General features: G+C 43.3%; 29 protein-coding genes and 1 pseudogene. 16 read left to right on the top strand and 14 right to left on the bottom strand.

What is annotated here, in order from left to right; all coding sequences use genetic code 11:
• Positions 1 to 201: 201 nt before the first annotated feature.
• The 7 genes from ABD036_RS18450 to zapE form a co-directional block, all read right to left on the bottom strand.
• Complete coding sequence (locus tag ABD036_RS18450; RefSeq protein ID WP_343862582.1) at positions 202 to 483, bottom strand: hypothetical protein; 282 nt, start codon at positions 481 to 483, stop codon at positions 202 to 204.
• A gap of 164 nt (positions 484 to 647) precedes the next feature.
• Positions 648 to 1,043, bottom strand: coding sequence for a hypothetical protein (locus ABD036_RS18455; protein ID WP_343862584.1), 396 nt, complete (start codon positions 1,041 to 1,043; stop codon positions 648 to 650).
• A 445-nt stretch (positions 1,044 to 1,488) separates the two neighbouring features.
• A complete protein-coding gene (locus tag ABD036_RS18460) occupies positions 1,489 to 1,932 on the bottom strand; it encodes a hypothetical protein (RefSeq protein WP_343862586.1) in 444 nt (147 codons plus the stop codon).
• A 474-nt stretch (positions 1,933 to 2,406) separates the two neighbouring features.
• Positions 2,407 to 3,000 carry a trypsin-like serine protease gene (locus ABD036_RS18465; RefSeq protein WP_343862588.1) on the bottom strand — a complete coding sequence of 198 codons (594 nt, stop codon included), beginning with the start codon at positions 2,998 to 3,000 and terminating at the stop codon, positions 2,407 to 2,409.
• On the bottom strand, positions 2,975 to 3,259 hold the full coding sequence (locus ABD036_RS18470) for a hypothetical protein (RefSeq protein ID WP_343862590.1): 285 nt from the start codon (positions 3,257 to 3,259) through the stop codon (positions 2,975 to 2,977). Before ABD036_RS18470 ends, ABD036_RS18465 begins: the two co-directional genes overlap by 26 nt.
• Before the next feature lie 314 nt (positions 3,260 to 3,573).
• On the bottom strand, positions 3,574 to 4,299 hold the full coding sequence (locus tag ABD036_RS18475; protein ID WP_343862591.1) for a YebC/PmpR family DNA-binding transcriptional regulator: 726 nt from the start codon (positions 4,297 to 4,299) through the stop codon (positions 3,574 to 3,576).
• Between the two features lie 76 nt (positions 4,300 to 4,375).
• Positions 4,376 to 5,482: a cell division protein ZapE gene (gene zapE, locus ABD036_RS18480; RefSeq protein ID WP_343862593.1), complete on the bottom strand. Its 1,107-nt coding sequence runs from the start codon at positions 5,480 to 5,482 to the stop codon at positions 4,376 to 4,378.
• A 110-nt stretch (positions 5,483 to 5,592) separates the two neighbouring features.
• Here zapE and ABD036_RS18485 point away from each other — a divergent pair, with 110 nt between their 5' ends.
• The 3 genes from ABD036_RS18485 to ABD036_RS18495 all read left to right on the top strand — a co-directional run bounded on the left by ABD036_RS18485 (position 5,593) and on the right by ABD036_RS18495 (position 8,734).
• Complete coding sequence (locus ABD036_RS18485) at positions 5,593 to 6,027, top strand: ZapG family protein (protein ID WP_343862595.1); 435 nt, start codon at positions 5,593 to 5,595, stop codon at positions 6,025 to 6,027.
• A 155-nt stretch (positions 6,028 to 6,182) separates the two neighbouring features.
• Positions 6,183 to 7,493, top strand: a complete 1,311-nt coding sequence (locus ABD036_RS18490) for a DegQ family serine endoprotease (protein ID WP_425542590.1) — start codon at positions 6,183 to 6,185, stop codon at positions 7,491 to 7,493.
• A gap of 188 nt (positions 7,494 to 7,681) precedes the next feature.
• Positions 7,682 to 8,734 carry a trypsin-like peptidase domain-containing protein gene (locus tag ABD036_RS18495; RefSeq protein ID WP_343862599.1) on the top strand — a complete coding sequence of 351 codons (1,053 nt, stop codon included), beginning with the start codon at positions 7,682 to 7,684 and terminating at the stop codon, positions 8,732 to 8,734.
• 490 nt (positions 8,735 to 9,224) lie between these two features.
• On the opposite strand, the gene murA is transcribed toward ABD036_RS18495, so the two are convergent.
• The 7 genes from murA to mlaF are packed head-to-tail and all read right to left on the bottom strand — an operon-like array spanning position 9,225 to position 13,838.
• Complete coding sequence (gene murA, locus ABD036_RS18500) at positions 9,225 to 10,484, bottom strand: UDP-N-acetylglucosamine 1-carboxyvinyltransferase (RefSeq protein WP_343862601.1); 1,260 nt, start codon at positions 10,482 to 10,484, stop codon at positions 9,225 to 9,227.
• A 9-nt stretch (positions 10,485 to 10,493) separates the two neighbouring features.
• Complete coding sequence (locus ABD036_RS18505) at positions 10,494 to 10,751, bottom strand: BolA family protein (RefSeq protein ID WP_343862603.1); 258 nt, start codon at positions 10,749 to 10,751, stop codon at positions 10,494 to 10,496.
• Between the two features lie 36 nt (positions 10,752 to 10,787).
• Positions 10,788 to 11,102 (bottom strand): STAS domain-containing protein, encoded by a 315-nt coding sequence (locus ABD036_RS18510; protein ID WP_343862605.1) that lies wholly within the window; start codon positions 11,100 to 11,102, stop codon positions 10,788 to 10,790.
• A complete protein-coding gene (locus tag ABD036_RS18515) occupies positions 11,103 to 11,762 on the bottom strand; it encodes an MlaC/ttg2D family ABC transporter substrate-binding protein (RefSeq protein WP_343862607.1) in 660 nt (219 codons plus the stop codon).
• Between the two features lie 24 nt (positions 11,763 to 11,786).
• Entirely contained in the window at positions 11,787 to 12,254 is a 468-nt protein-coding gene (gene mlaD, locus ABD036_RS18520) for an outer membrane lipid asymmetry maintenance protein MlaD (RefSeq protein ID WP_343862609.1), read from the bottom strand.
• Between the two features lie 10 nt (positions 12,255 to 12,264).
• A complete protein-coding gene (gene mlaE, locus ABD036_RS18525) occupies positions 12,265 to 13,041 on the bottom strand; it encodes a lipid asymmetry maintenance ABC transporter permease subunit MlaE (RefSeq protein ID WP_343862611.1) in 777 nt (258 codons plus the stop codon).
• Positions 13,041 to 13,838 carry a phospholipid ABC transporter ATP-binding protein MlaF gene (gene mlaF / locus ABD036_RS18530; RefSeq protein WP_343862613.1) on the bottom strand — a complete coding sequence of 266 codons (798 nt, stop codon included), beginning with the start codon at positions 13,836 to 13,838 and terminating at the stop codon, positions 13,041 to 13,043. The genes mlaE and mlaF overlap by 1 nt, the downstream gene beginning before the upstream one ends.
• 322 nt (positions 13,839 to 14,160) lie before the next feature.
• Between mlaF and ABD036_RS18535 the strand changes: the two genes are divergently transcribed.
• The 13 genes and pseudogenes from ABD036_RS18535 to ABD036_RS18595 all read left to right on the top strand — a co-directional run.
• Positions 14,161 to 15,117, top strand: coding sequence for a calcium/sodium antiporter (locus tag ABD036_RS18535; RefSeq protein ID WP_343862614.1), 957 nt, complete (start codon positions 14,161 to 14,163; stop codon positions 15,115 to 15,117).
• A 15-nt stretch (positions 15,118 to 15,132) separates the two neighbouring features.
• Entirely contained in the window at positions 15,133 to 16,101 is a 969-nt protein-coding gene (locus ABD036_RS18540; protein WP_343862615.1) for a KpsF/GutQ family sugar-phosphate isomerase, read from the top strand.
• Entirely contained in the window at positions 16,101 to 16,655 is a 555-nt protein-coding gene (gene kdsC / locus ABD036_RS18545; RefSeq protein ID WP_343862616.1) for a 3-deoxy-manno-octulosonate-8-phosphatase KdsC, read from the top strand. The genes ABD036_RS18540 and kdsC overlap by 1 nt, the downstream gene beginning before the upstream one ends.
• Positions 16,652 to 17,212 (top strand): LPS export ABC transporter periplasmic protein LptC, encoded by a 561-nt coding sequence (lptC, locus tag ABD036_RS18550; RefSeq protein WP_343862618.1) that lies wholly within the window; start codon positions 16,652 to 16,654, stop codon positions 17,210 to 17,212. The genes kdsC and lptC overlap by 4 nt, the downstream gene beginning before the upstream one ends.
• Entirely contained in the window at positions 17,199 to 17,744 is a 546-nt protein-coding gene (lptA, locus tag ABD036_RS18555; RefSeq protein ID WP_343862620.1) for a lipopolysaccharide transport periplasmic protein LptA, read from the top strand. The genes lptC and lptA overlap by 14 nt, the downstream gene beginning before the upstream one ends.
• Positions 17,744 to 18,469, top strand: coding sequence for an LPS export ABC transporter ATP-binding protein (gene lptB, locus ABD036_RS18560; protein ID WP_343862622.1), 726 nt, complete (start codon positions 17,744 to 17,746; stop codon positions 18,467 to 18,469). The genes lptA and lptB overlap by 1 nt, the downstream gene beginning before the upstream one ends.
• Positions 18,470 to 18,530: 61 nt before the next feature.
• Positions 18,531 to 20,009 carry an RNA polymerase factor sigma-54 gene (locus ABD036_RS18565; RefSeq protein ID WP_343862624.1) on the top strand — a complete coding sequence of 493 codons (1,479 nt, stop codon included), beginning with the start codon at positions 18,531 to 18,533 and terminating at the stop codon, positions 20,007 to 20,009.
• Between the two features lie 26 nt (positions 20,010 to 20,035).
• The gene (gene hpf, locus ABD036_RS18570) at positions 20,036 to 20,323 is read left to right on the top strand and encodes a ribosome hibernation promoting factor (RefSeq protein ID WP_343862626.1); all 288 of its coding nucleotides are present in this window, start codon (positions 20,036 to 20,038) and stop codon (positions 20,321 to 20,323) included.
• Between the two features lie 23 nt (positions 20,324 to 20,346).
• Entirely contained in the window at positions 20,347 to 20,793 is a 447-nt protein-coding gene (gene ptsN, locus ABD036_RS18575) for a PTS IIA-like nitrogen regulatory protein PtsN (RefSeq protein WP_343862628.1), read from the top strand.
• Positions 20,790 to 21,635 carry an RNase adapter RapZ gene (gene rapZ / locus ABD036_RS18580; RefSeq protein WP_343862630.1) on the top strand — a complete coding sequence of 282 codons (846 nt, stop codon included), beginning with the start codon at positions 20,790 to 20,792 and terminating at the stop codon, positions 21,633 to 21,635. Before ptsN ends, rapZ begins: the two co-directional genes overlap by 4 nt.
• Positions 21,632 to 21,907: an HPr family phosphocarrier protein gene (locus ABD036_RS18585; protein ID WP_343862632.1), complete on the top strand. Its 276-nt coding sequence runs from the start codon at positions 21,632 to 21,634 to the stop codon at positions 21,905 to 21,907. The genes rapZ and ABD036_RS18585 overlap by 4 nt, the downstream gene beginning before the upstream one ends.
• A 478-nt stretch (positions 21,908 to 22,385) precedes the next feature.
• Positions 22,386 to 23,744, top strand: coding sequence for a magnesium transporter (mgtE, locus tag ABD036_RS18590; RefSeq protein WP_343862634.1), 1,359 nt, complete (start codon positions 22,386 to 22,388; stop codon positions 23,742 to 23,744).
• A gap of 307 nt (positions 23,745 to 24,051) precedes the next feature.
• A pseudogene (locus ABD036_RS18595) lies at positions 24,052 to 24,259 on the top strand (transposase); the annotation flags it as partial.

The following is a 24,259-nucleotide window of genomic DNA, read 5'->3' on the forward strand; positions in this document are numbered from 1 at the left end:
GAAGATCTGCCCTGCGAACAGCCTCTTTGCGAAAAGTTTCAGTATAAGGTTGTGCTTTCTTTTTGCGTTCCATAAATCACCTCTTATCTAACTATAAGAGATGTCCACTTTTTTTGGGTAAGTTCTAAATATAACGCCCCAATAAGAGGCTAAAAATTGTTTGCTAAAATGTGTAGCGCAGCGAAACCGAGCAAACTGTTTTTAGTCCCGCTTAATTGGCTTGTTAGGTGTTGAACAAGCAGCAACTGCCGATTCCAACACACTAGTTGTTATAGACCAAGCATATGCCACATGGTGACACCCTCCACCTATATTTTTGCCACCATCTGTCTCTTCACAATACTTGAACAACTTACCTTGATAAGTAGAAATAAACTCATCACTGCAGATCTTCTCTTCACCACTCAAGGAATTAACTACATTGAGTATCTCTTGGCTCTGTTCGTTGGTGTATTCACCTCTAGGTATTTGAGGGTTTTTCATAGGGCTTGTCGCTGAACAACCAACAACGAACATAATTAGAATTAGCAAATAAACGCAACGATTCATTAAACACCTAACGCCCCTAATAAACGGCGCAAACTTGCTGGCTATAATGGCGAGGAACGAGCTCCAGCCAGCGAGTTGGCGTCCGGTTGATTGGTTTGTTATGCATATAAACCCTTCAATACATCGTACTTTTTTTCTATAAAGCATTCTAATGCAGTTCGTGCATTTTGTTTATTAAAAGACTGTGCCTGTAATTCCACTAATCCTAGCTTTTTTGATAAGCCAAACCAAGAGCTTACTTCGCCAGGAAAGTGGCACTCAGAAACGAAACTAAGTTTATTTTCATCACCATATGCAGATACCCAAATATACTCTTCACCTTCCTTAATAATTAACGAAAGTGTGGGTGAGCACTTTTGTATTTCGTTAGCCATTTCCGCCTCACGTGCCCAATCGAATTGGTCAAAATAGACTAAGGCTTGCGATGGGTCTTTGATACTTTTAACTTCCGACTCGTCATGGGAATGATTTGAATATTGAAAATTTAAACGCACTAAAACCTTCCTTGTATGCATAACGCCCCTAATAACCTGCACAAACTTGTGGCCTACACTTTGTGAGGCACGAGCAATGGCCGCGAGTTTGTGTCAGGTTGATTGGATTGTTATATGACGATAATTTAAAAATTACCAATTAAAACAACCACCAAAATAAGTTCTGCAACAAAAAATACAATAGACATCGTAAAATCTAAGCATTTCCACTTTTTTGACTTTCCTGAATACTCATTATGGACAACCTCTCGATAAGAAGATGAAAAGAGAAAAAGCCACCCCCTGTAAATCCAATTTAAACTGCTGCCAAGTTCGCCAAAAAAGTTGATCACTTATAAATCCCACGGCATATAACGCCCCTAATAAACGGCACAAACTTGTTGGCTAAAAAGGCGAGGAACGAGCTCCAGCCAGCGAGTTTGGGTCCGGTTGATTGGTTTGTTAGTCACACTTCTGTACCGTATACTTTATACGTTGTTTGCAAGTCTTTAAACTGGCGCAAAACTTCCCATTCGTCAACCCTCTTAACTGCTCCCTTAAAAGAAGTGAACGATTCCCAAGCTTCAATAGCATCCCCTGTTTTCAAAAGTGCAGGCGCTGCATTTTTTACATCAAACTCGCAATAAACGAGTTCATAGAATTCATATACCTCACCTTCTAATTTGCATTTCACCCTGTAATGAAACGCAAAGTAAAACTGTTTCAAATCTCTTGAATTATCAATAAACAATTCGGCCTGAATGCCTAGGTCAGCCATTGTTTTAGGTTTGTGTTTTTTTAATTCAAGATATTGCTCTCTAAAAACCATCCATGCATCTCCAATGGATATCACATCATGTTTATCCAATGCATTTTCTAAGGATGAAGCCAGCTGCGGGTATAGATTCATTCAAGTCCTTGGGTGACTAACAGCTTATTATGTAGACATCACAGTAACAGGCATATGCTTTCACTAATGACCTCCACATTTCTTATCTTAATATCAAAAGCTTACCTTACTATTTGGTTGTTTTACTAATGGTTTTCTTGTGTGTTACTGGAGCTTCTCAGTTATCAAAGGGCGTTACTTAAAATTTAATATTCCTTTTCAATAACTTAGCTAATCGTGTTCTAACAGGGGCATATTTACTAAGAATTCATGGTAATTCCACAGGATTAGCAAGGTGGAAGAAAGTCGGCTTTTTGAATTTTGCGGATCGTCAGAATGTCTTAGTCGACCATCCGCTTTTCGCTCGCATCCGACACTCAGCTCCAATAAAAGGGCACTCGTAATTGAAGGGCGTCAGCTATATTAACTAAAATATTTAAACAACTTATTTGCATGTTGGAGTGCACCTCAAGCGGGCGAGAACGCCTATGTTCATTATTTTTGTATACCAATATCTGAGCATATTCCAGGTAAATCCTCTTCGGTAAGGCCAGCCATTAAATGTTTTAATTCCGATAACGATACCGCAGCCCTTTTTTCTTCTGAACCATGCATGATGTCGCTTATCCATTCCTTAAAAAAGGACAGTCTAGTGTAATACTCTCGAATTCCATATTTACCGATCTTGATACCAAACTCACCTCGAGAGCTTATTCCTAATACGACATAGTCGTTGCCATTCTTGATATACGCCGGACCACCACTGTCTCCACCACCGCTAATACCTTCCAGTGGCAATGCTTCATCACCACGATTGAATACAAAAGAGAGTAATGGGCCATCAGCCGTTTCAACAACATTATTAGCTAGTCGCAGCACTCCGTTATTTTCAAAATTATCAATCGTTTGGCCCTCGATCCCAGAGCCTGTTCCACCCGCACCAATAAAGGTGATAGTTTTGCCCTGCTCTTCATTATCAACATACATTGCGGCTGGTGCGACATGAGTAACTGGGGCTGATAGTTCCAACAATGCAAGGTCGTGACTAACACCAGGAGTATGGTCAGGGTGTACAAACCGCCTTTTCACAATAGCCTTTTTCCCCCCCCACTAAAATCGTCGTACCGGGATCGGTACAAAACGTGGTGTGAGCAGCTGATACGATCCAAGTGGGCGCTATCAGAGAACCATGAGCGCCATCGATGTAAAATTGTGCCAAAGGGGGGAAATCACTCCATGAGGCGGCGTATTTTTTAGGGTCTACATCGTGACGCATGACAATCGCTGAAGACGGCAGCGATAAAACAATTGAAAGGACTATAAAGAATATCAGGGCTAATGTTTTCATTTTTGATTACACTTGTAATTTAAAAATTTAAGTTTACTTATCTATATTTAAATTACAACTGTAATCTTAGTGTGTATTTATCTAACCAACTTTACAGTTCCGGAAAGAGCGTTTTTTAAGGCGCTGTAACACTTTGATTTTGCGACTTTCTTGTTCGAAGCGGCTGTTCCATTAAGTTAGAACCAACTTCCCCAATTCGCTCTAAACAGTCAAACCGCACAAACAAAAATGCCCTCTAGCTTAGAGGGCATTAAACATCCGTTTACGGAAAATGGTTTACATCATCAGAGTAAATGATTTACTCACTACAAACATTAATCGCGCTGAACCTCGGCGTTGTGATAAACGTCTTGTACGTCATCACAATCGTTAAGCATGTCGATAAACTTATCGAACACCTCAACATCATCGCCACTGACTTCGGTGTGCGTTTGCGGAATAAAGGTAATTTCATCCACGTCAAATTCGATATCTGGCTGGGCATCGCTCAGTGCCGTTTTGACTTTGTAGTATTCGGTATGAGGTGCGAACACGGTGATGACACCGCCTTCTAATTCAATATCAGTCACATCGGCATCAGCTTCCATTAACAGCTCTAACACTGCATCTTCGTCTTCGCCTTTAAACGCAAGGACCGCTTGATGATCAAACATGTGTGACACTGTACCGGCAACACCAATTTTGGAGTTAGTTTTGGTAAAGCAGTTGCGCACTTCGGTGATCGTACGATTGTTGTTGTCAGTCAAACAGTCGACAATCACCATACAATTGCCCGGACCAAAGCCTTCATAACGGGCAACCGTAAAGTCTTCGCCAGCGCCCCCTTCCGCTTTTTCAATGGCTTTATCGATTACGTGAGCAGGCACCTGATCTTTTTTGGCTTTTTCGATCAATCGGCGCAAAGACAAATTGGCTTGTGGATCAGTACCGCCATTTTTGGCTACTACATAAATTTCTTTTCCGTATTTGGAATAGACCTTGGTCTTTTGCCCTGCTGTCTTCGCCATCGCAACTTTGCGAACTTCAAACTTTCTTCCCATTTTAATATTGCTCTCTGTATTTGGGCAATTCACCCAGATTAACTCTGATGTATGGATTCTACCTAGACTCGGTGGTCTAGGGCAAATGTTGTGTTGCCAGATAGTCGTGAGATTGCATCTCTTTTAAGCGACTTAAGCAACGTCGAAATTCAAATTCAAGTTGTCCGGTGGTATACAATTCTTCCATCGCGACTTGTGCCGAGATGATTAATTTCACATTGCGCTCGTAAAATTCGTCGACCATGGCGATAAAGCGTCTGGCGATATCATCTTTATCTCGCCCCATTTGCTCAACGTTGGCCAGTAACACAGAGTGATAACAGCGGCTAATTTCCATGTAATCCGATTGGCTTCGTGGTCCATCGCACAAGGCTCTGAATTCAAACATCACCACCCCATCCGCATCTTGGATACTGGGTATTTTACGGCCTTCAATCTCAATTGGTCGATTCTTACCACCGACATCGGGCGCTAACTGACCAAAATATTTGATCAGATCTTGGTTAGCATTTTCATCCAAGGGATAGTGATATATTTCAGCTTGCTCTAAGGTTCTCAAGCGATAATCTACGCCAGAGTCCACATTAACGATGCGGCAGTTTTGATTTAACAATTCAATTGCCGGTAAGAAACGCGATCGTTGTAAGCCATTTTTATATAATTCATCGGGAATGATATTGGACGTGGCAACAAGGCATATTCCTCGAGCAAATAATTCCTGCATCAAGGTGCCTAAAATCATGGCATCAGTGATATCGGATACAAAAAATTCATCAAAACAAATGACTTTGGCTTCTTTGGCAAATTTATCCGCCACTATGGTCAGTGGGTCTGCTTCGCCCTTTAATGCTTTCATTTCGTGGTGGACGCGATGCATAAAGCGATGGAAATGAATACGCATCTTGCGTTCAAACGGCAAGCAGTCGTAGAAGGTGTCGACTAAATAGGTTTTACCGCGCCCCACGCCCCCCCAAAAATACAAACCCTGTATACTGGGTTTGCTCATTCCAGTGCCAAACACACTAACTAGCTTGATCCGCCACGTTAGTTTTTTTTGTGGTTGCGTTAGTTCATCGTATAAACGTTGCAATTCTTTGACTGCATTTTGTTGCGCTGCATCAAAATGAAAATCAGGATCTTCTAAATCCTGTTGATATTTTTGCCAAGGCGTTGTCATGCTCATCCGTTATGTTAAAAAAAATTAAAAAATCTGTCTTGATCGAAAAATAATTGGCCGCATAGTTTGCTAAGCGAGTATGATTAAGTAAAGCGATTAAATAAATTGGAGACATTATGGACTGGATAGTAGGGCTATTGCTATTGCTTGTGGGAATGATTATTGGATTTTTTATTTCCAAATTCATCAGTGAACAGAAATTGGCAGAGCAAGCGTCCAAATCAAACGATACCACGGTTAAGGAAATGCTGGCACAACATGCCGCGGATCATCTTAGCCAGTCACGCGAAATTGTCAGTGCTTTACAAACTCATATCGAAGATCTTTCTGAGCAGCTCGATGCTTACGAAAACGTGTTAAGCGCGAGTCAGTCTGATAACAATGACAACCTCACCTTCTTTGGTGAGCATGCGACAGTGTTTATTCGGAATCAGCAGGCCAAACAGAAACGCAAGCGTGAACCCGCAGAGTTTCAGCCTAAAGATTTCTCTAGCGAGAGAACGGGTCTGTTTACTGACGCAAAAAATAAGCAAGTCGTCGATAACGAATAATTAAATCTGAACTTTGCATGCCAATGTAGGGTCATTGAGACTGACTATTTTAATAAGTGCGGAGGCCAAGTGGTCTCCAATACTTCGGAGATAAAATCTTGATGAAAAAAGCTGTATATCGACTTTTACTTACCACCAGTATTGTTGCCACCACAATGTCGTTTGGCATGACTGCCAATGCCGCGCTGCCGTTCTTTTCGACCGATAAAGACGAAGTGCCGTCACTAGCTCCGATGTTAGAAGAGGCTACCCCCGCAATCGTCAGTATTGCGGTTGAAGGAACACAAGTCTCAAGGCAACGTGTCCCTGAAATGTTCAGACACTTTTTCGGTGCGCCTAACGAGCAAGTTCAAGAACGGCCATTTCGCGGTCTAGGATCAGGCGTCATTATCGATGCGAAAAAAGGCTATGTGGTGACTAACAATCACGTAGTGGATAATGCAGACGAAATTACCGTAAAGCTCACCGATGGTCGTGAACTTAAAGCGAAGAAACTGGGCGCCGATGAACAAAGTGATATCGCTTTGCTACAAATAGATTCAGATAATTTGAAAGCCGTGCCCTTGGCAAACTCAGACAAATTGCGCGTTGGCGACTTTGTAGTAGCAATCGGCAATCCATTTGGACTAAGCCAAACTGTCACGTCTGGCATTGTCAGTGCACTGGGGCGTTCCGGCCTGAATATTGGTGGCTACGAAGATTTCATCCAAACCGATGCGGCAATCAACCGCGGAAACTCGGGGGGCGCATTAGTTAATTTGCGCGGTGAATTGGTGGGCATCAATACCGCTATTTTCGGACCTAATGGCGGCAACGTCGGCATCGGGTTTGCAATTCCTAGCAACATGATGAAAAGCCTTGTCGACCAAATAATCGAATACGGTGAAGTAAGACGAGGATTGTTGGGCATTTTGGGACAAGACGTGGATGCAGGATTAGCAGAAGCTATGAACCTAGATGTCAATAAAGGCGCATTCGTCAGCGAAGTTAGTCCTGATTCGGCTGCGGAAAAAGGTGGCATCGAGTCTGGTGATATTATCACTCACATAAACGGTAACGCTGTGAGTAGCTTCCAAGAGCTGCGTGCCAAAATTGGCAGCATGGGAGCCGGCTCTGAAGTTGAGTTGACAATATTGCGTAAAGGAAAGTCTTCTAAAATAGAGGTAGTTCTTGGTGATGCTACCGGTCAGGTAGTTGCTGCTAGAGAAATCCACCCCGCCCTGGAAGGTGCAACCTTAACCAATGGTAAAACCGAACGCGGTAATGACGGTGTCGAAATAGCAGAATTAGAGAGTCGCTCTCCGGCTGCACGCATTGGTTTACAAGAAGGAGATGTGATTGTCGGTGTCAATCGGACGCGCGTAAACAACGTTGCCGAACTTAGCCGTCAAATGGAAGATGCTCAAGGCGTTATTGCGCTTAACATACAACGCGGTAAATCCTCTGTTTATCTCGTTATTCGATAAGTCACATTCGATGGATGGTTGATTTTCAAGTGAAAATCAACCATCTGTTGTTGATTCGTTAGCCACGTTATTTTGCAACATCTCATGCAACTTAGGCGTGTTTCAACAGGGTTTTGGCCAGATCTTTAATGCACAAGTACCCGTTCAGTGTTATTCTTTAGAATCAATTAGTTAACTTGATTCAGTCCGTGAAATTATCATCAACCCTACAATTTGTCGGAAAATCCATTGCTTTGGGCTTGATTATCTCTGCCTTGATCTTGGTGTTAGTTCCCGAATTACGCCATGGCAGCGGACTCAGTCTGGATGTGTTTGGACGCACTCAAAGTGCGCCTGAAAAAATAAGTTACTACAACGCTATCAGCCGTTCAGCACCAGCAGTGGTAAATATCTACAGTAGCAGCATCGATATCGTACGCAGTCGCCAAGTTAGCCGTACAAGCTTGGGGTCTGGTGTGATCATGACCCAAAGCGGGTTTCTACTTACCTGTTGGCATGTGATTAAAAATGCCGAAAGTACCATAGTCGGTTTACCCGATGGACGCAGATTGCCGGCCGATTTGGTAGGTTATGACGAATTGACCGATTTGGCTGTCTTGAAGATTGAAGCTGAGAATTTAAGCGTCATTCCGCAAGTGCCTAACCCCGAGGTTCGCGCCGGAGACGTAGTACTGGCAATTGGCAACCCACTTAATATCGGACAAACCATTACACAAGGGATCGTCAGTCGTTCTGGACACACGATCACCCAGAACTTTCGTGAACTGATACAAACTGACGCAGTACTTCACGAAGGTAATTCAGGTGGTGCTTTGGTAGACAGTAACGGGACTTTAATCGGTATAAACAATGCAACTTTCAAGACGTTAGACAGTCAGCGCCGAGTCATCGACGTAAATGGGATCTTCTTCGCTTTACCTTACTCACTGGCGCGGCGAGTGATGGATGAGATAATTGAAAATGGTCGAGCTACCCATGGTCAGTTGGGTTTCTCAGGCGGTATTGATCCCAATGTTGAAGGCATTGTGGTAACCGAAGTGCAAGCTGGAGGTCCTGCTGAAGAAGCCGGACTTCAGCAGTTCGATATCATCCTATCGATTGATAAAGTCGAGCTGGCAACTTTGGATCAAACCTTTGATATGATCGCTAAAAGTCGCCCCGGACAAGAGCTTGAATTAACGGTGAGCCGCAATGGCAAAATTATTTACGTCACTGTGGTGGTGGGTCAAGCTACCAAGTAGTGTGGTGCTAATGTATACCGTCTTTTTCTCCGTTTTACCTGCTTACTTTAAACACCTGTAACAACCATTAAATGCGCTTCGAATCTGGCCAATGAATGTCCCTTGGATTGTGCGTTGTAGCTGGGAGATTCCCGTTCAAGAGCTCCCGGGAATGACAGGGACTTTAGACCCTAGGAATGACCGTAGCTTTAGAGCTTAGGAATGACTGTAGCTTTAGGCCCTAGGAATGACAGGGACTTTAGGCCCTAGGAATGACCGTAGCTTTAGAGCTTAGGAATGACTGTAGCTTTAGGCCCTAGGAATGACAGGGACTTTAGACCCTAAGAATGACCGTAGCTTTAGGCCTTAGGAATGACAGTGACTTTAGATCTTAGGAATGACTGTAGCTTTAAACCTTTGGAATAACAGTAGCTTTGGACTTTTGAACGAGCAAGGTCGTCATCTTCGAATGCGGTTATCGAAGATCTTTTAGCTCCACTGACGAAATCCGTTAGCTAATTCGGCTTATATTGGCACCTAATTGCGTTAACTTCTTTTCTATATGCTCATATCCGCGATCCAAATGATAGATTCGGTCAACTATGGTTTCACCTTGAGCCACTAATCCGGCAATAATTAAACTGGCTGAAGCACGCAGATCCGTTGCCATCACTTGAGCACCGGTAAGTTGTTCAACACCATTACACACTGCACTGTTTCCTTCTAGGGATATCTTCGCCCCCATACGTTGTAACTCTGGAACGTGCATAAAGCGGTTTTCAAAGATGTTTTCAGTGACCACACCAGTTCCTTCCGCAACACAGTTCATTGCCACAAATTGAGCCTGCATATCGGTAGGAAAGCCCGGATGTGGTGAGGTTTTTAGATTAACACTCTTTGGTCGTTTGCCATGCATGTCTAAGGACACCCAGTCTTTGCCGGTTTTAATCTCAGCTCCCGCTTGTGTGAGCTTATTCAAAACAACTTCAAGCGTCTCTGGTGCCGCATTTAAACAAGTAACTTGGCCACCCGTGACCGCAGCAGCCACAAGGAAAGTGCCGGTTTCAATTCGATCGGGTAACACGCGATAATGACAGCCGTGCAAACGCGCAACCCCTTCAATCTTAATACTGTCGGTACCCGCTCCCGTGACCTTTGCTCCCATGCGATTCAAGCAATTGGCTAAGTCGACTATTTCAGGCTCTCTGGCCGCGTTTTCGAGGATGCTCTCCCCGTCCGCCAGCGCTGCTGCCATCATCAGATTCTCGGTAGCACCAACGCTCACGACATCCATGAAAATGTGTGCGCCTTTAAGACGTCCCTCGACACTGGCTCTGACATAGCCGGCATCGACCTGAATGTCGGCTCCCATCTGCTTTAGTCCTTCTAGATGCAGATTCACCGGACGAGCACCAATCGCACAACCGCCAGGCAAAGATACATTGGCTTGACCATATTTGGCTAACAAGGGACCAAGAACCAATATCGACGCTCGCATGGTTTTCACTAGCTCATATGAGGCGGTGTAATTATCAATCGCACTGGGATCTAACAGCAACTCATCATCTTTACCTCGCGACGCCTTTACACCTAAGCCAGCAAGTAACGCAATACTGGTTTTGATATCTCGAAGGTGGGGTACATTGTCGAAAACACAGGTAGAGTCGGCCAGAATACTCGCCATTAAAATAGGCAAAGCGGCATTTTTCGCCCCCGAAATGGAGACCTCGCCCTGCAGTGCAGGACTAGTATGAATTGATAATTTTTCCATGGGACTCGGCTATTGAGGCATGTTGAACATGCGTTCACGTTGCCATTGTTTTTCAGAGAAGGTTTTGATTGAGATAGCATGCATAGTGCCATCAGCAATTTGTTCCTTTAGAGGACCGTAAATGAACTGTTGTTTTTTGACTCTGCTCATCTCGTCAAACTTGTCACTGACGGCGATAATCTGAAAATGAGAGCCTTCACTAGTCACGTGAACTTCAGCCAATTCCAATTGCTCTTTTAATAGGGTTTCAATTTGTTGATTATTCATCCGAACTCATTTTATTTGTTGCAGGTAAAAAGATGCTTAATGCAATGGTAACACGGTTTCTAGATTACTTAATTTAGCTAAGTTAATCAGTGATTCAGGTACATTGGCTAAATTCAATTCTACCTTTTGCTGATGACATGCTCGAGTCAAGTGAACCAGCCACGCCAAGCCCGCGGTATCAACCTGATCAACCTCAGCCAGGTCGAGCGTAACCTTTTGGTTTTTGCTCTTTGCGTCTTCAATCACACTATCGCGTTCAGGCCAACAGGACATAACCGTATCCATATTCAAAGCTCCGGAGAGCTTAAAGGCTCCGGAGTCTGATTGAGATATTGTCGCTTGCGTGTTCATTTAATTGTTCTTCTTGTCTTTATCCATAACGATAGGTTGCTGAATTTTTTCACGCATCAGCTCAATTACTTTATCGATACCTTGTTGACGCAAGATAGATTCAAATTCGCTTTGTTTGCTAGACAGCATGCTAATGCCTTCTGCAACCATATCCCAAGCCTTCCATTCATTAGTTTTGCGGTCTTTTCTGACTTTGAAAGCAATCTTAATATCCGGACGATCGTCATCTTTAACAATCGCACGAACGGTAACATTACTGTCATTTTCGTAGTCTGAAGCGGGTTCAAAAATAACGACTTGGTCATCGTAGTAACCCATTGCCACTGCATAGGTAGTAACTAGGTATTCTCGAAATACCTCAACGAATTCCTGCAACTGCTCTTTTTCAGCTTTGGTCACATACTTGCCAAGTACCTTAAACGCTGAAAATTTGTAATCCACATAAGGTAAAAGCTCTTCTTTCATTATGTCTCTTAGCACTTCGGGATTAGCCGCGATGTTCGATTTTTCGCGCTTAATGCGATCGAAGGTTACTGACGCGACACCTTGCACCATTGCGTAGGGGTCTTTTTCATCAAGCTGATTAGCGTGCCCGGTCGACACTGCCCCAACGAGGGAAACTGCAATGGCAACGAAATAAGTAAAAAATGCTTTTTTCATAAAATTTTCCAAAATCGACAGCCCTTACTGGCTGTCTCTGCTAAATAAAAACTGTCCAATAAGGTCTTCTAATACTAACGCTGATTTAGTGTCTGCGATGTAATCACCTTCAGCAAGGTTTTCAATGTCATCAATTGAGAAGCCTGGTTGAAAACCGATATACTGTTCACCTAAAAGTCCTGAAGTTAATATTGAAACCGAACTCGTCTCAGGAAACGTATTATACTCTTTTGAAATACTTAAGGTTACTACAGGAGTGAAATCATTTGGGTCAAGGTGAATACGCTCAACACGACCAATATTAACACCGCCAACTTTTACTGATGAACGCACTTTGAGCCCACCAATATTATCGAATTTAGCATATAGATTATAGGTTTCCCCTTGGCCTACAGAACCTTGACTAGCGACTTTCAATGCGAGCATTAGCGTAGCAGCAATGGTTAGCACCACAAACAAACCTACTAAAATTTCGCTTTTCCTAGATGTCATCCTGTTACCCTCACTCAATTCCAAACATAATGGCTGTTAACACAAAATCTAATCCTAAAACTGCTAACGACGAATATACGACGGTTTGCGTCGTTGCAGCACTGATCCCCTCAGATGTGGGAACTGAATCATATCCTTTGAATATCGCAATCCAGGTAATCACAAACGCAAAGACAATGCTTTTGATCACACCGTTCATAACATCTTCATTCCATTCAACCGATGACTGCATAATTGACCAATAACTTCCGGCATCGACGCCCAGCCACTCTACACCAACCAAATGGCCGCCAAGAATACCCACCGCACTGAAAATCAATGCCAGCATTGGCATGGATATCAGTCCAGCCCACAGCCTCGGCGCGACTATTCGGCGCAACGGATCAATAGCCATCATTTCTAAACTGCTCAATTGCTCAGTCGCTTTCATCAAGCCAATCTCAGCAGTCAATGCGGACCCGGCTCGGCCAGCAAAAAGCAGTGCTGTGACCACAGGCCCCAACTCTCGTAATATTGATAGAGCGACCATCGGACCTAAGCTACCTTCGGCGCCATAGTCAACCAAAATGGTGTAGCCTTGCAGTGCCATTACCATGCCTATAAACAATCCTGACACTATGATAATCGATAACGACTGAACACCCACTACGTGCATTTGCTTGATCGTCAGCGGAATATTTTTCAACTGCGGGATAGCAATTAACGCACCAAATAATAACGATGTCGCCCTGCCAACGGCAGCGAATCGGTCTAAGGTTTTACGTCCAAGTAATGCTAGCCAATCCATTAATTGGTCTCCATAAATTCTGTGGCTATTGCTTTAGCGGGATAATGGAATGGCACAGGGCCGTCTGCCTTGCCTTGTAAAAACTGTTGAACCAATTCAGAGTCGCTTTGCCTTATTTGTTCTGGCGTACCCGACCCAATCACTCTTTTGTCGGCTAAAATGTAGACGTGATCGGCAATGCTCATGACTTCTTTGACATCATGGGTAACCACCACGCTAGTCAATTTGAGCGCATTATTGAGTTCTTTGATGAGCTTAACCAACACGCCCATGGAAATAGGGTCTTGTCCGGCAAACGGCTCATCGTACATAATCAATTCAGGATCAAGGGCGATTGCTCTTGCTAGTGCAGCACGACGTGCCATTCCGCCAGAAAGCTCGCTTGGCATTAACTGCGCTGCGCCGCGTAACCCAACCGCTTGAAGTTTCATCAACACTATGGTGTAAATTAACTCTTCCGACAAAGATGTATGCTCGCGAAGCGGATAGGCGATATTGTCAAACACACTCATTTCAGTAAACAACGCGCCACTTTGAAACAGCATACTCATTTGTCTACGCACTTTAAAAAGTCGAGAGCGGCTCATGCCGGGAATCGATTCACCTTTAAACTTGATATCGCCATTGTTGGGTCTAAGCTGCCCACCGATGAGCTTCAAAAGCGTGGTTTTGCCGATACCACTTGGCCCCATAATAGCGGTTGTTTTCCCTGAAGGAATTTGTAGAGAGATATCGTCGTAAATCAAACGTTGACCCCGATTAAAGGTTAAACTCTCTATTTCAATCAAATTTTTCACTAGAAACTCCGAGTTACCTTGGGGCATAGACACGTAAAATGCATAAAATGTTTCACAGGGTCCGACAATTTGAGGCCATTTAGTTTTTTTTCAAGGCCATTATGTTGCGAATAACGATTTAGCTATAATAACTGTTCATGGTTAGGTAGAACAGGTATATAGAGTAACAAAATATAAAAATCAAAAATGTAAAAGTTTGTAGCTTGATTTTGCCATAATTGATCACAATATTTTCAATAAAGATTTTTAATCAACAGTAAGAATAGGAAAACTCTGTGTATTTTGAGATAATCATATCATTAAATTCAGTTGAATTAGTCTAGTGATCATAGAAGTAATAATATTTCTTGCGGGCCTTGTGGCTCTGAGTTGGAGCGCGGATAGGTTCGTGTACGGGGCATCCGCCTTGGCAACGAATCTAGGCGTGTCGTCGATGGTAATAGGACTGACGATAGTAGCGATGGGGTCCTCTGCGCCTGAAATCGTGGTGTCAGCAATTGCCTCGTGGAATAATAATCCCAATACTGCTGTTGGAAACGCGATTGGTTCCAATATTACCAACATTGCCTTAGTGCTTGGACTAACGGCACTTTTCAAACCTCTAATTGTATCAAGCTCAACGGTGCGACGCGAAATGCCCGTGCTTTTAGCGGTCACCTTGCTGGCGATTTATTTTCTGTCCGATGGGCAGATGGTGTTTTACGAAGGTATGGTACTGATTTGCCTGTTTTTCTTTAGCATCGGTGGTTTAACGTGGATGTCACTTCATGTTGAAAAAGGCGACCCTTTGCAAGCTGAGACCGAAGATGAGATTCCCCAAGGTGTCCCTATTAAAAAAGCGATATTTTGGGTTGTTGTCGGACTTATTGCGCTGCCTCTGAGTGCCCACTTCATGGTGGAGTCGGCGGTTCAAATTGCACGCTATTTTGGCCTAAGTGAATTGATCATCGGTTTAACCATTATCGCGCTAGGAACCAGCTTGCCTGAACTAGCCGCCAGTATCGCGGGGGTGATGAAAGGTGAGGACGATCTTGCCCTAGGTAACATCATCGGTTCCAATATTTTTAATTTACTGGCTGTTTTAGCTATGCCAGGTTTGTTGGCGCCAGGATTTATTGACGAGAACGTAGCCAGTCGCGACATATTTGCGATGTTGTTGATGACCGTTTTACTCATCGTGTTTAGTTTTAATTTCCGCGGTACACGGCGAATTAATCGTTGGGAGGGCGCGGTATTGATTACGTGCTATCTTGCTTACTGTACGCTGTTGTTTATATGAGTTACATAATTAGTCATGATGAAAGATTTTAAAGCGTCAGCCTTAAGGGTCCTAAAAATTGAATCAGAAGCGGTTCTGCAGTTACAGCAGTACGTTAATGATGATTTCGCTGCTGCCTGTCAGTTATTACAAGACTGTAAAGGCAAAGTGGTGGTGTGTGGAATGGGTAAATCAGGCCATGTGGGCCATAAAATAGCGGCCACCTTATCAAGTACAGGAACACCGGCTTTTTTTATGCATCCGGCAGAAGCTAATCACGGCGACTTAGGCATGATGTCTGATCAAGACGTGTTGTTGGCAATATCTAACTCTGGCGAAACCACCGAGTTGTTAAATCTGATCCCCGTGGTAAAACGCCTTGAAATACCCATTATTGCGATGACAAACAATAGCGGTAGCACCTTGGCCAAACATGCTGATGTCATGATCTGTATCAAGGTTGAACAAGAGGCCTGTTCTTTAGGGCTCGCTCCCACCGCAAGTACAACAGCGACGCTGGCAATGGGTGACGCATTAGCGGTCGCTTTATTAGATGCAAGCGGCTTTTCTTCTGCCGACTTTGCGCTGTCTCATCCTGGTGGTAGCCTGGGCAGGCGTTTGCTTCTAAGCGTTGCGGATATCATGCAGCAAGGAAAAGACATCCCATTGGTGTCAAAACATCAGACGATTAGCCAAGCATTATTCGAGATTACCCGCAAAGGATTAGGCATGACGGGAATTCAGGATGACGACGGTATTCTGGTGGGCATTTTCACTGATGGTGATTTAAGACGAGTGCTAGACAAACGCATTGATATTCACACAACTACGGTGGGAGAAGTGATGACCACCGGCAGCGTGACAACTCACCCACAGAAATTGGCTGTAGAAGTACTTAATTTAATGGAGGAATATAAAATCAGTTCCATGATTGCTGTAAATGATAAAAATCAACCTGTTGGAGCACTGAACATGCATATGCTGTTAAAAGCGGGAGTCGTTTAATGTCACAGATAGACACGATATACGGTGAAGTAACTAGCAATCTCATCTCCAAGCTAAGCAAAGTAAAACTATTAGTATGCGACGTAGATGGCATATTTTCAGACGGTTGCATTTACATGGGTAATGATGGCGAAGAGCTAAAAGCCTTTAACACCCTCGATGGCTATGGCATTAAGTCAATGCTAAAAACCGGTATTCATGTTGCTATTATCACTGGGCGACAATCTAAAATTGTCGAAAACAGAATGTCCTCATTAGGCGTGTCTTTAATTATTCAAGGCGAGGATGATAAACAACTTGCAGTACAGAGACTCAAAGAGCACTTTAAATTTAAGAAGGAACACGTGATCGCCATGGGTGATGATGTGCCAGATTTGGGCATGTTTGCTGAAAGTAGCTTGGGGGTTTGCGTACCCAATGGTCATCCAATGGTGAAGCAACAGGCTGAATATGTAACTCGAACTCTTGGTGGCAAAGGAGCGGTGAGAGAAATCTGTGATTTGATCCTATTCGCCAATAATAAACTCAACAGAATTTACGGCACCAGTACATGAATCGAATCACGATCAGTATTGGCTTCCTGTTTTTACTGGTTTTATTTATTTACTTACCGGGCTGGATAAATTCAGCCCCTCAACAGAGCAACGATGACGATGAGGAATCCTGGCGGCCAAATTATCAGGCAAGCAACATGCGCAGTACTCTGTATAATGACCGCGGTGAAATTAACCATCAGGTATTTGCGTTAAAAATGGAACATTATCAGCTTTTAGGTTTCACAATATTCAGTCAACCTAAGTATACGATTTATGTGTCCGACCAGCAGAACCCTTGGCACGTTGAAGCGAAAGAAGGCACTTTGTACGATGACAACCGCATACAGTTAGAGACCGATGTCGAGATCCGTAGTCTCGATGAGGCGGGGTACGTACAAACAATAAAAACACAATTTTTAGAAATCAATCTGGCTGACAAAACAATGATGTCAGACCAAGCAGTACAAATTAATGGTAAAGATTTTGTTGTAATGAGCAATGGCTTCACGGCAGACTTAACCTCTCAAATATATGAGCTTAAAGACCATGTGCAAACTCAATATGCTCCGCGTTAGTGCGCTAACAGTAACGTTATTGCTAAGTACCTTTTCTCTAGCTGGAGAAGGTGACTTTGGATTGCCGATCAAAGTAGATTCTCAATCTAATTTCTTTGATGGTAAAACGAAGACATCCATTTTTAAACGAGACGTGAAGATCACTCAGGGCTCGTTGGAAATTTTAGCTGATGAAGTAGAAGTAATCGCAGGCTTAGGCGATGGAAAAGAGGTGTTTATTGCGCGAGGTAATCCAGCAAGATATAGCCAAAAATTAGATGATGGTAGCAATATCAGCGCCGCAGCTAACGAAATTAAATACGAAGTCGCCAACCGTACCCTAACATTGACCGGTGACGCAGAACTCAACCAAGATAGTAGCTTGGTGAAAGGCGAATCGATTTCATTTAACATGGAATTGGAACAGTTGATTGCTGAAAGTAGTGACACCTCAACCGGTGGGGTAACCGCCATATTCCAACCTGATACGTTACGAAAGAAACAAAGCGAAGAGAAAAAACAAGCTGACCAAGAAAAGGACAAACAACCCTGATGGCGACGTTGAAAGCCACTAATTTGGCAAAGTCTTACAAATCCAGACAAGTGGTCAGAAATGTCAGTTTAGAGGTTTCCACTGGCCAGATTGTAGGGTTGCTTGGGCCTAACGGGGCAGGAAAAACCACGACCTTTTATATGATTGTTGGTATTGTCCCATTAGATAAAGGCGATATTTTCATTGATCAGACCGAACTGACACTTGAACCCATGCATGTCAGGGCCAGAAAAGGCATTGGTTATCTTCCTCAAGAATCGTCTATCTTCCGAAAGCTGACGGTCTATCAGAATATTATGGCTATTTTGCAAACCCGCAAAGAATTGAGTTCTGATGAGCGAGAACAGCAGGCCGATGCATTACTTGACGAATTTAACATTAATCATATACGTAACAGCCAAGGAATGAGTTTATCGGGAGGAGAACGGCGTCGAGTTGAAATTGCACGCGCCCTAGCCGCGGATCCCGAGTTCATTTTGTTAGATGAGCCTTTTGCTGGTGTTGACCCAATCTCGGTTAACGATATCAAAAAAATAATTCAACATTTGCGCGACCGCGGTATTGGTGTTCTGATAACCGACCATAACGTGCGTGAAACCCTTGATGTATGCGAAAAAGCATACATTGTCAGTCATGGTGAACTAATTGCCTCGGGGACTGCAGAAGAAGTATTAAACAATCAACAAGTGAGAGATGTATACCTAGGCGAGCAATTCAAGCTATAGTAAAGGTATGTCGAGTTTAACCAAAGCTTTCAGGCTAACTGAGTAAGAAAACAAAACATCAATGAAACCCTCGTTACAACTAAAATTTAGCCAGCAACTTACAATGACGCCGCAGCTGCAACAGGCTATCAGGCTGCTGCAGTTGTCTACGCTAGATTTACAACAGGAAATTCAAGAAGCATTGGAATCCAATCCGCTACTGGAAATGGAAGATAACTCCGATTTTCCAACTGGCGATTCAGCGCTTAAAGGCAATGACGACAAATTTTCAGAAGAGACAGCCACCGCCAGTGCCGATTCGATGGATACCAATGAAGCCTTAGAAAAAGGCGATATACCAGACGAGTTACCGATTGACAGCACGTGGGATGAATACATCAGCGCATCATCTGCACCAGCCTCTATTTCGTCTAGTGGTGGAGGTGACGACGATCAGATATTTCAAGGTGAAACCAGCGACAACATCCAAGATCATTTGATTTGGCAGATGCGTCTGACTCACATGTCAGAATTAGATACAGCGATTGCTGTTGCTATTATCGACTCAATTGATGAATCTGGATATTTAACCATTTCGACCGAAGAAGTGTTGGCCAGTCTAGATCATGATGACGTCGAATTAGATGAAGTGGAATGTGTCCTTAAACGCATTCAGATGTTTGATCCTATCGGTTCAGGTTCGCGCTCTCCGCAAGAATGTTTGATGGTACAACTTAATCAATTTGCGCCAGACACACCTTGGTTAGAAGAAGCAAAGTTATTAATTACCGAACATGCTGATTTGTTGAGCAGCAAAGACTATCGCACGTTAATGCGCAAAACCCGTCTAAAGGAAGATGAACTGCGTGAGGTAATGCGATTATTGCAAACCTTGAATCCTCGTCCTGGCAGCGCATTATTGATTGGCGAACCAGAATATGTCATTCCTGATGTATCTGTAATGAAAAAAAATGGACGTTGGCAGGTGGAACTTAATCCAGATAGTTTACCCAAACTGAATGTCAATCAACAATACGCGGCTATGAGTCGCAGTGCTAAAAATAGCAGCGATAGCCAGTTCATTCGCTCTCATATGCAAGAAGCAAAATGGTTCATTAAAAGCTTGGAAAGCCGCAACGATACCCTACTCAAGGTTGCTAACTGTATTGTACAGCAACAAGTCGGCTTTTTTGAACATGGCCCAGAGATGATGAAGCCTATGGTGCTAAATGATGTGGCTGAAATGGTCGATATGCACGAGTCAACGATTTCTCGGGTGACCACTCAAAAGTACATGCATACGCCCAGAGGTATTTATGAACTGAAGTACTTCTTCTCTAGTCATGTTGCAACAGATTCTGGAGGAGAATGTTCTTCCACTGCAATACGCGCTTTGATCAAGAAACTCGTCGCTGCAGAGCTTCCCAACAAGCCACTGAGTGATAGTAAAATTGCCGAATTGCTGGCTGACCAAGGTATTCAGGTCGCACGCCGGACAATTGCAAAATACCGGGAGTCGTTAAATATCCCACCGTCTAACCAACGCAAGAGCTTACTTTAAGTTCATCAACAGAAGGAATACGCTTTATGCAAATTAACCTTACTGGCCATCATGTAGAAATTACAGATTCATTGCGAGACTATGTAGACACTAAATTTACAAAATTGGAGCGACATTTCGATCACATCAATAATGTGCATGTGATCTTAAATGTAGAAAAGCTCAATCAGAAAGCGGAAGCTACTTTGCACCTTAGTGGAGCTGAAGTATTCGCCACTTCAGAGCACAACGATATGTACGCGGCAATTGATGCTTTGATCGACAAGCTTGATCGACAAGTGATCAAGCACAAGGAAAAAAGTAAGCGCCACTAACCTCCCATTGAATAAGAATCTTAATGGAAATTAAAGACATACTTTCTCCTGACTGCACCAGCTGTGCAGTTCAGGGGACAAGCAAGAAACGCATCTTAGAAGTCATAAGCCAAATTGCCGCTGAACGTCTTGGCGATATTGATCAAACCGCAGTGCTTACGAGCTTACTCAATCGAGAGAAGCTGGGAAGCACCGGAATTGGCAATGGAATCGCGTTGCCACATGGCCGCTTGCAAGGTTTAGAAAAAGTGATTGCGATCCTCATCACCTGTAAACCTTCGATTGAGTTCGATGCTATCGATAATGGTCCAGTAGATATCTTTTTCGCTATCTTAGTTCCTGAAGATCAGGCCCAAGGTCATTTACAAACTCTAGCGACTATTGCGACTAAACTGAGTGATAAAGAGGTGGTTAAGTCTCTTCGCAAAGCTGATAATGACGAGCAGTTGTATAAGGTTATTGTGTCATGAAGTTAATCATTATTAGCGGTCGTTCAGGCTCCGGAAAATCAATCGCATTGCGGGCTCTTGAAGATCTCGGCTATTACTGCGTAGATAACATTCCAGTCAACCTGCTGCCAACTTTGACCCACACAGTGGTGGATGAATATGATCAGGTGGCGGTTAGCATTGATGTACGGAATCTTCCTAAAGAGCCTGGTGAGTTAGTAGAAATTCTAGATTATCTGCCCTCGACTTGGGATATGACTATCGTTTATCTAGACGCTAGTGATGATGTACTGGTTAAGCGTTTTAGTGAAACCAGACGATTGCACCCTTTGTCTCGTCAGAACAAATCATTAGCCGATGCCATTCAGGCGGAGGGGCAATTACTGGCGCCTATTGCCGAACGTGCAGACCTTTATTTAGATACCGATAAGCTGTCAGTGCATCAGTTAGCCGAATTGGTTAGAGAGCGCATACTGGGCAAGAAAAGTTCCAGATTAGTGTTAGTGTTTGAATCTTTTGGTTTTAAATACGGCATCCCCAAAGATGCTGACTACGTATTCGATGCGCGATTTTTACCTAACCCGCACTGGGAACCCGATTTAAAGCATTTAACTGGATTGGACACGCCGGTAGAAATATTCTTGGGCTCGCAACCTATAGTGACCAAATTCATCTGGCAAATCCAAAACTTAATTTCTACTTGGTTACCACATCTAGAACGCAATAATCGCAGTTATGTCACCGTGGCAATAGGATGTACCGGTGGACAACATCGTTCTGTATATGTGGCTGAATCCTTAGCTAAAACCTTTGGCGCATCCCATCCAGATGTGCAGTTAAGACATCGCGAGCTGAATCGGTGAACAGAGTAGAAAAGCAAATTCTGATCGTCAATAAGCTAGGATTACACGCCAGAGCAGCAACAGAGTTGGTTAAGGTCGCGAACCAATTTGACGCTCAAGTAACTTTACAGCAAGGCGAAAAAACTGCCTCCGCAAACAGTGTGCTTGGCCTCATGATGCTGGAAAGCTCCCAAGGTAAAAAAGTCAAAGTGATTAGCGAAGGTCAAGATGCCGAAGAAGCGCTAAAAGCCGTAGAAACCCTAATTGTCGATAAATTTAACGAAGAGGAATAAGCTGGAATAAGCTGGACAGGCATCGCTATAAGTTTTAACTTGGACAGCCACCGGAAGAATAAGCTGGACAGGCATCGCTATAAATTTTAACGTGGACAGCCACCGGAAGAATAAGCTGGACAGGCATCGCTATAAATTTTAACGTGAACAGCCACCGAATCCATCCTCATAGAAAAACACCGAGTTATTACAATCCTTCTGAAAGAGCCGAGTTTCCTAAGAAAAACATAAAAAGGAATAAGATGGACAGGCATGATTAGCTCAATGGAATAAGATGGACAGGCATGATTAGCTCAATTACCACTTACGGGAAAATAGCATATATAATTGTTCAAACTTTACTAACACAGAAGTGGCTGTCCACGTAAAACAATTGATACGTTCGATATTTTCTAACTCATGCTAATAGTTGCTGACCTGACTCAACTACTCCATTACACTAATAAAAATTGCTTATCTCATACGAAATTTTATCAATATGCCAGAAGCACTCGAAGTTAAACACGCTCAACGTCAACTGCAAGCCATTAATAAGGCTTTAGGCAGTGGTCGATATGTGCATGTTCATAAAGTGTTACATGAGATGCCGGCTTCTGATATTGCACTGTTACTTGAATCATCACCTAGCAAGTCACGTAACGAAATTTGGGAAATGTTAGACGCTGATTTCTATGGCGATGTTTTAGAGGAGTTATCAGAGGACGTCCGCAACGGCATTATCGGACAAATGCTACCTGAAAAAGTAGTAGATGCATTGGAGGATATGGATATAGATGACTTAGCGGAAACGTTAAGTTCATTGCCTCATTCGGTATCGAGAGATGTCTTGAAATCGATGGATGAACAAGATAGACAACGCGCAGAAAAAGCGTTGTCTTATGGTGAAGATACCGCCGGTTTTATCATGAACACCGACACAATTACACTCCGAGCTGATGTAAATGTTGATGTGATTTTACGCTATTTGCGTTTAAAAGGAGAAATACCTGAAGGTACCGATACCTTTTATGTTGTAAGTCGACACGACATCTTAATAGGTACTGTACCTGTAACTAAATTATTAACCGCTCTGCCCGATTCAACTGTTGAAGAACTAATGGTTGAGGAACCTGAGGCTATCCCTGTAGATATGCCGGAAAAAGAAGTTGCTAAACTTTTCGAGCGTTACGATTGGTTATCCGCGCCTGTCGTGGATGCAGACCATCAATTACTGGGGCGAATAACGATAGATGATGTTGTAGACATTATCCGTGAAGACGCGGAGCACTCGATGATGAGCATGGCTGGTCTTGATGATGAAGAAGATACATTCGCGCCAGTGCTACAGAGTACCCAGAGACGCTCTGTGTGGTTAGCTGTTAATTTGGTTACTGCATTGCTCGCAGCTGCTGTAAGTGACCTTTTTGAAGCAACGTTAAGCCAATTGGCCGTTCTAGCGATACTCAACACTATTGTACCGAGCATGGGTGGTGTTGCAGGCAATCAAACGTTAACTCTAGTTATTCGCGGCATGGCTTTGGGACATGTTAATGAAGGCAACTCAAGATGGTTGATTAGTAAGGAGCTTGCTATTGGTTTTTTTAATGGGGCTATTTGGGCAATTTTGATAGCCTCAGTAATCGCATTATGGAAACAAGATTGGATGTTGGGCGCTGTTATCGCCTTTGCCATGTTGGTAAATATGATAGCGGCAGGGTTAGCAGGTGCGACACTGCCTTTAGTAATGAAAAAACTTAAAATTGACCCTGCGCTTGCGGGAAGTGTCATACTTACCACAATCACTGATGTAGTCGGCATCTTTGCATTTCTTGGAACCGCTACTTTGTTCTTGATTTAATTCATGTTTTCACATCATTTTTGGTTTTGTTAACTGTTCTACAATTATGATTTTGGTGTTTTTAAACTATGCAATCCATTTACGTGGACAGGCACCCCAAGTCCTATTTTTCACAGCCCCACGTTTAGTCAGAGTGTTATGCAGGACACCCATCCTTTAGTTTTTATAGTTATTAGTCAGGACAGTCACTCATATTATTCAATACCTGTTATGCAGGACAGTCACTCAAACTGGACGCAGAACTGGACCTCATTGTTAGACAAATTCAGCTAGGCTTTAGGTCTATCAATTCTCAAAGGACGTGTGCATGGCTCTTCCTCGAAAGCGCCAAATCAGTTTGACCGATACGCCGTATTATCATTGTGTGTCGCGTTGTGTGCGTCGGGCGTATTTGTGTGGAGAAGACAGCGTCACGGGCCAAAGCTATGAACACCGCCGTCAATGGGTCGAAGACCGACTCTTGTTTTTAGCGTCACTTTTCACGATTGACGTGTGTGCCTATGCGGTGATGAGTA

The sequence above is a fragment of the Aliiglaciecola litoralis genome (genome assembly GCF_039523355.1).
Taxonomy (GTDB): Bacteria; Pseudomonadota; Gammaproteobacteria; order Enterobacterales; family Alteromonadaceae; genus Aliiglaciecola; species Aliiglaciecola litoralis.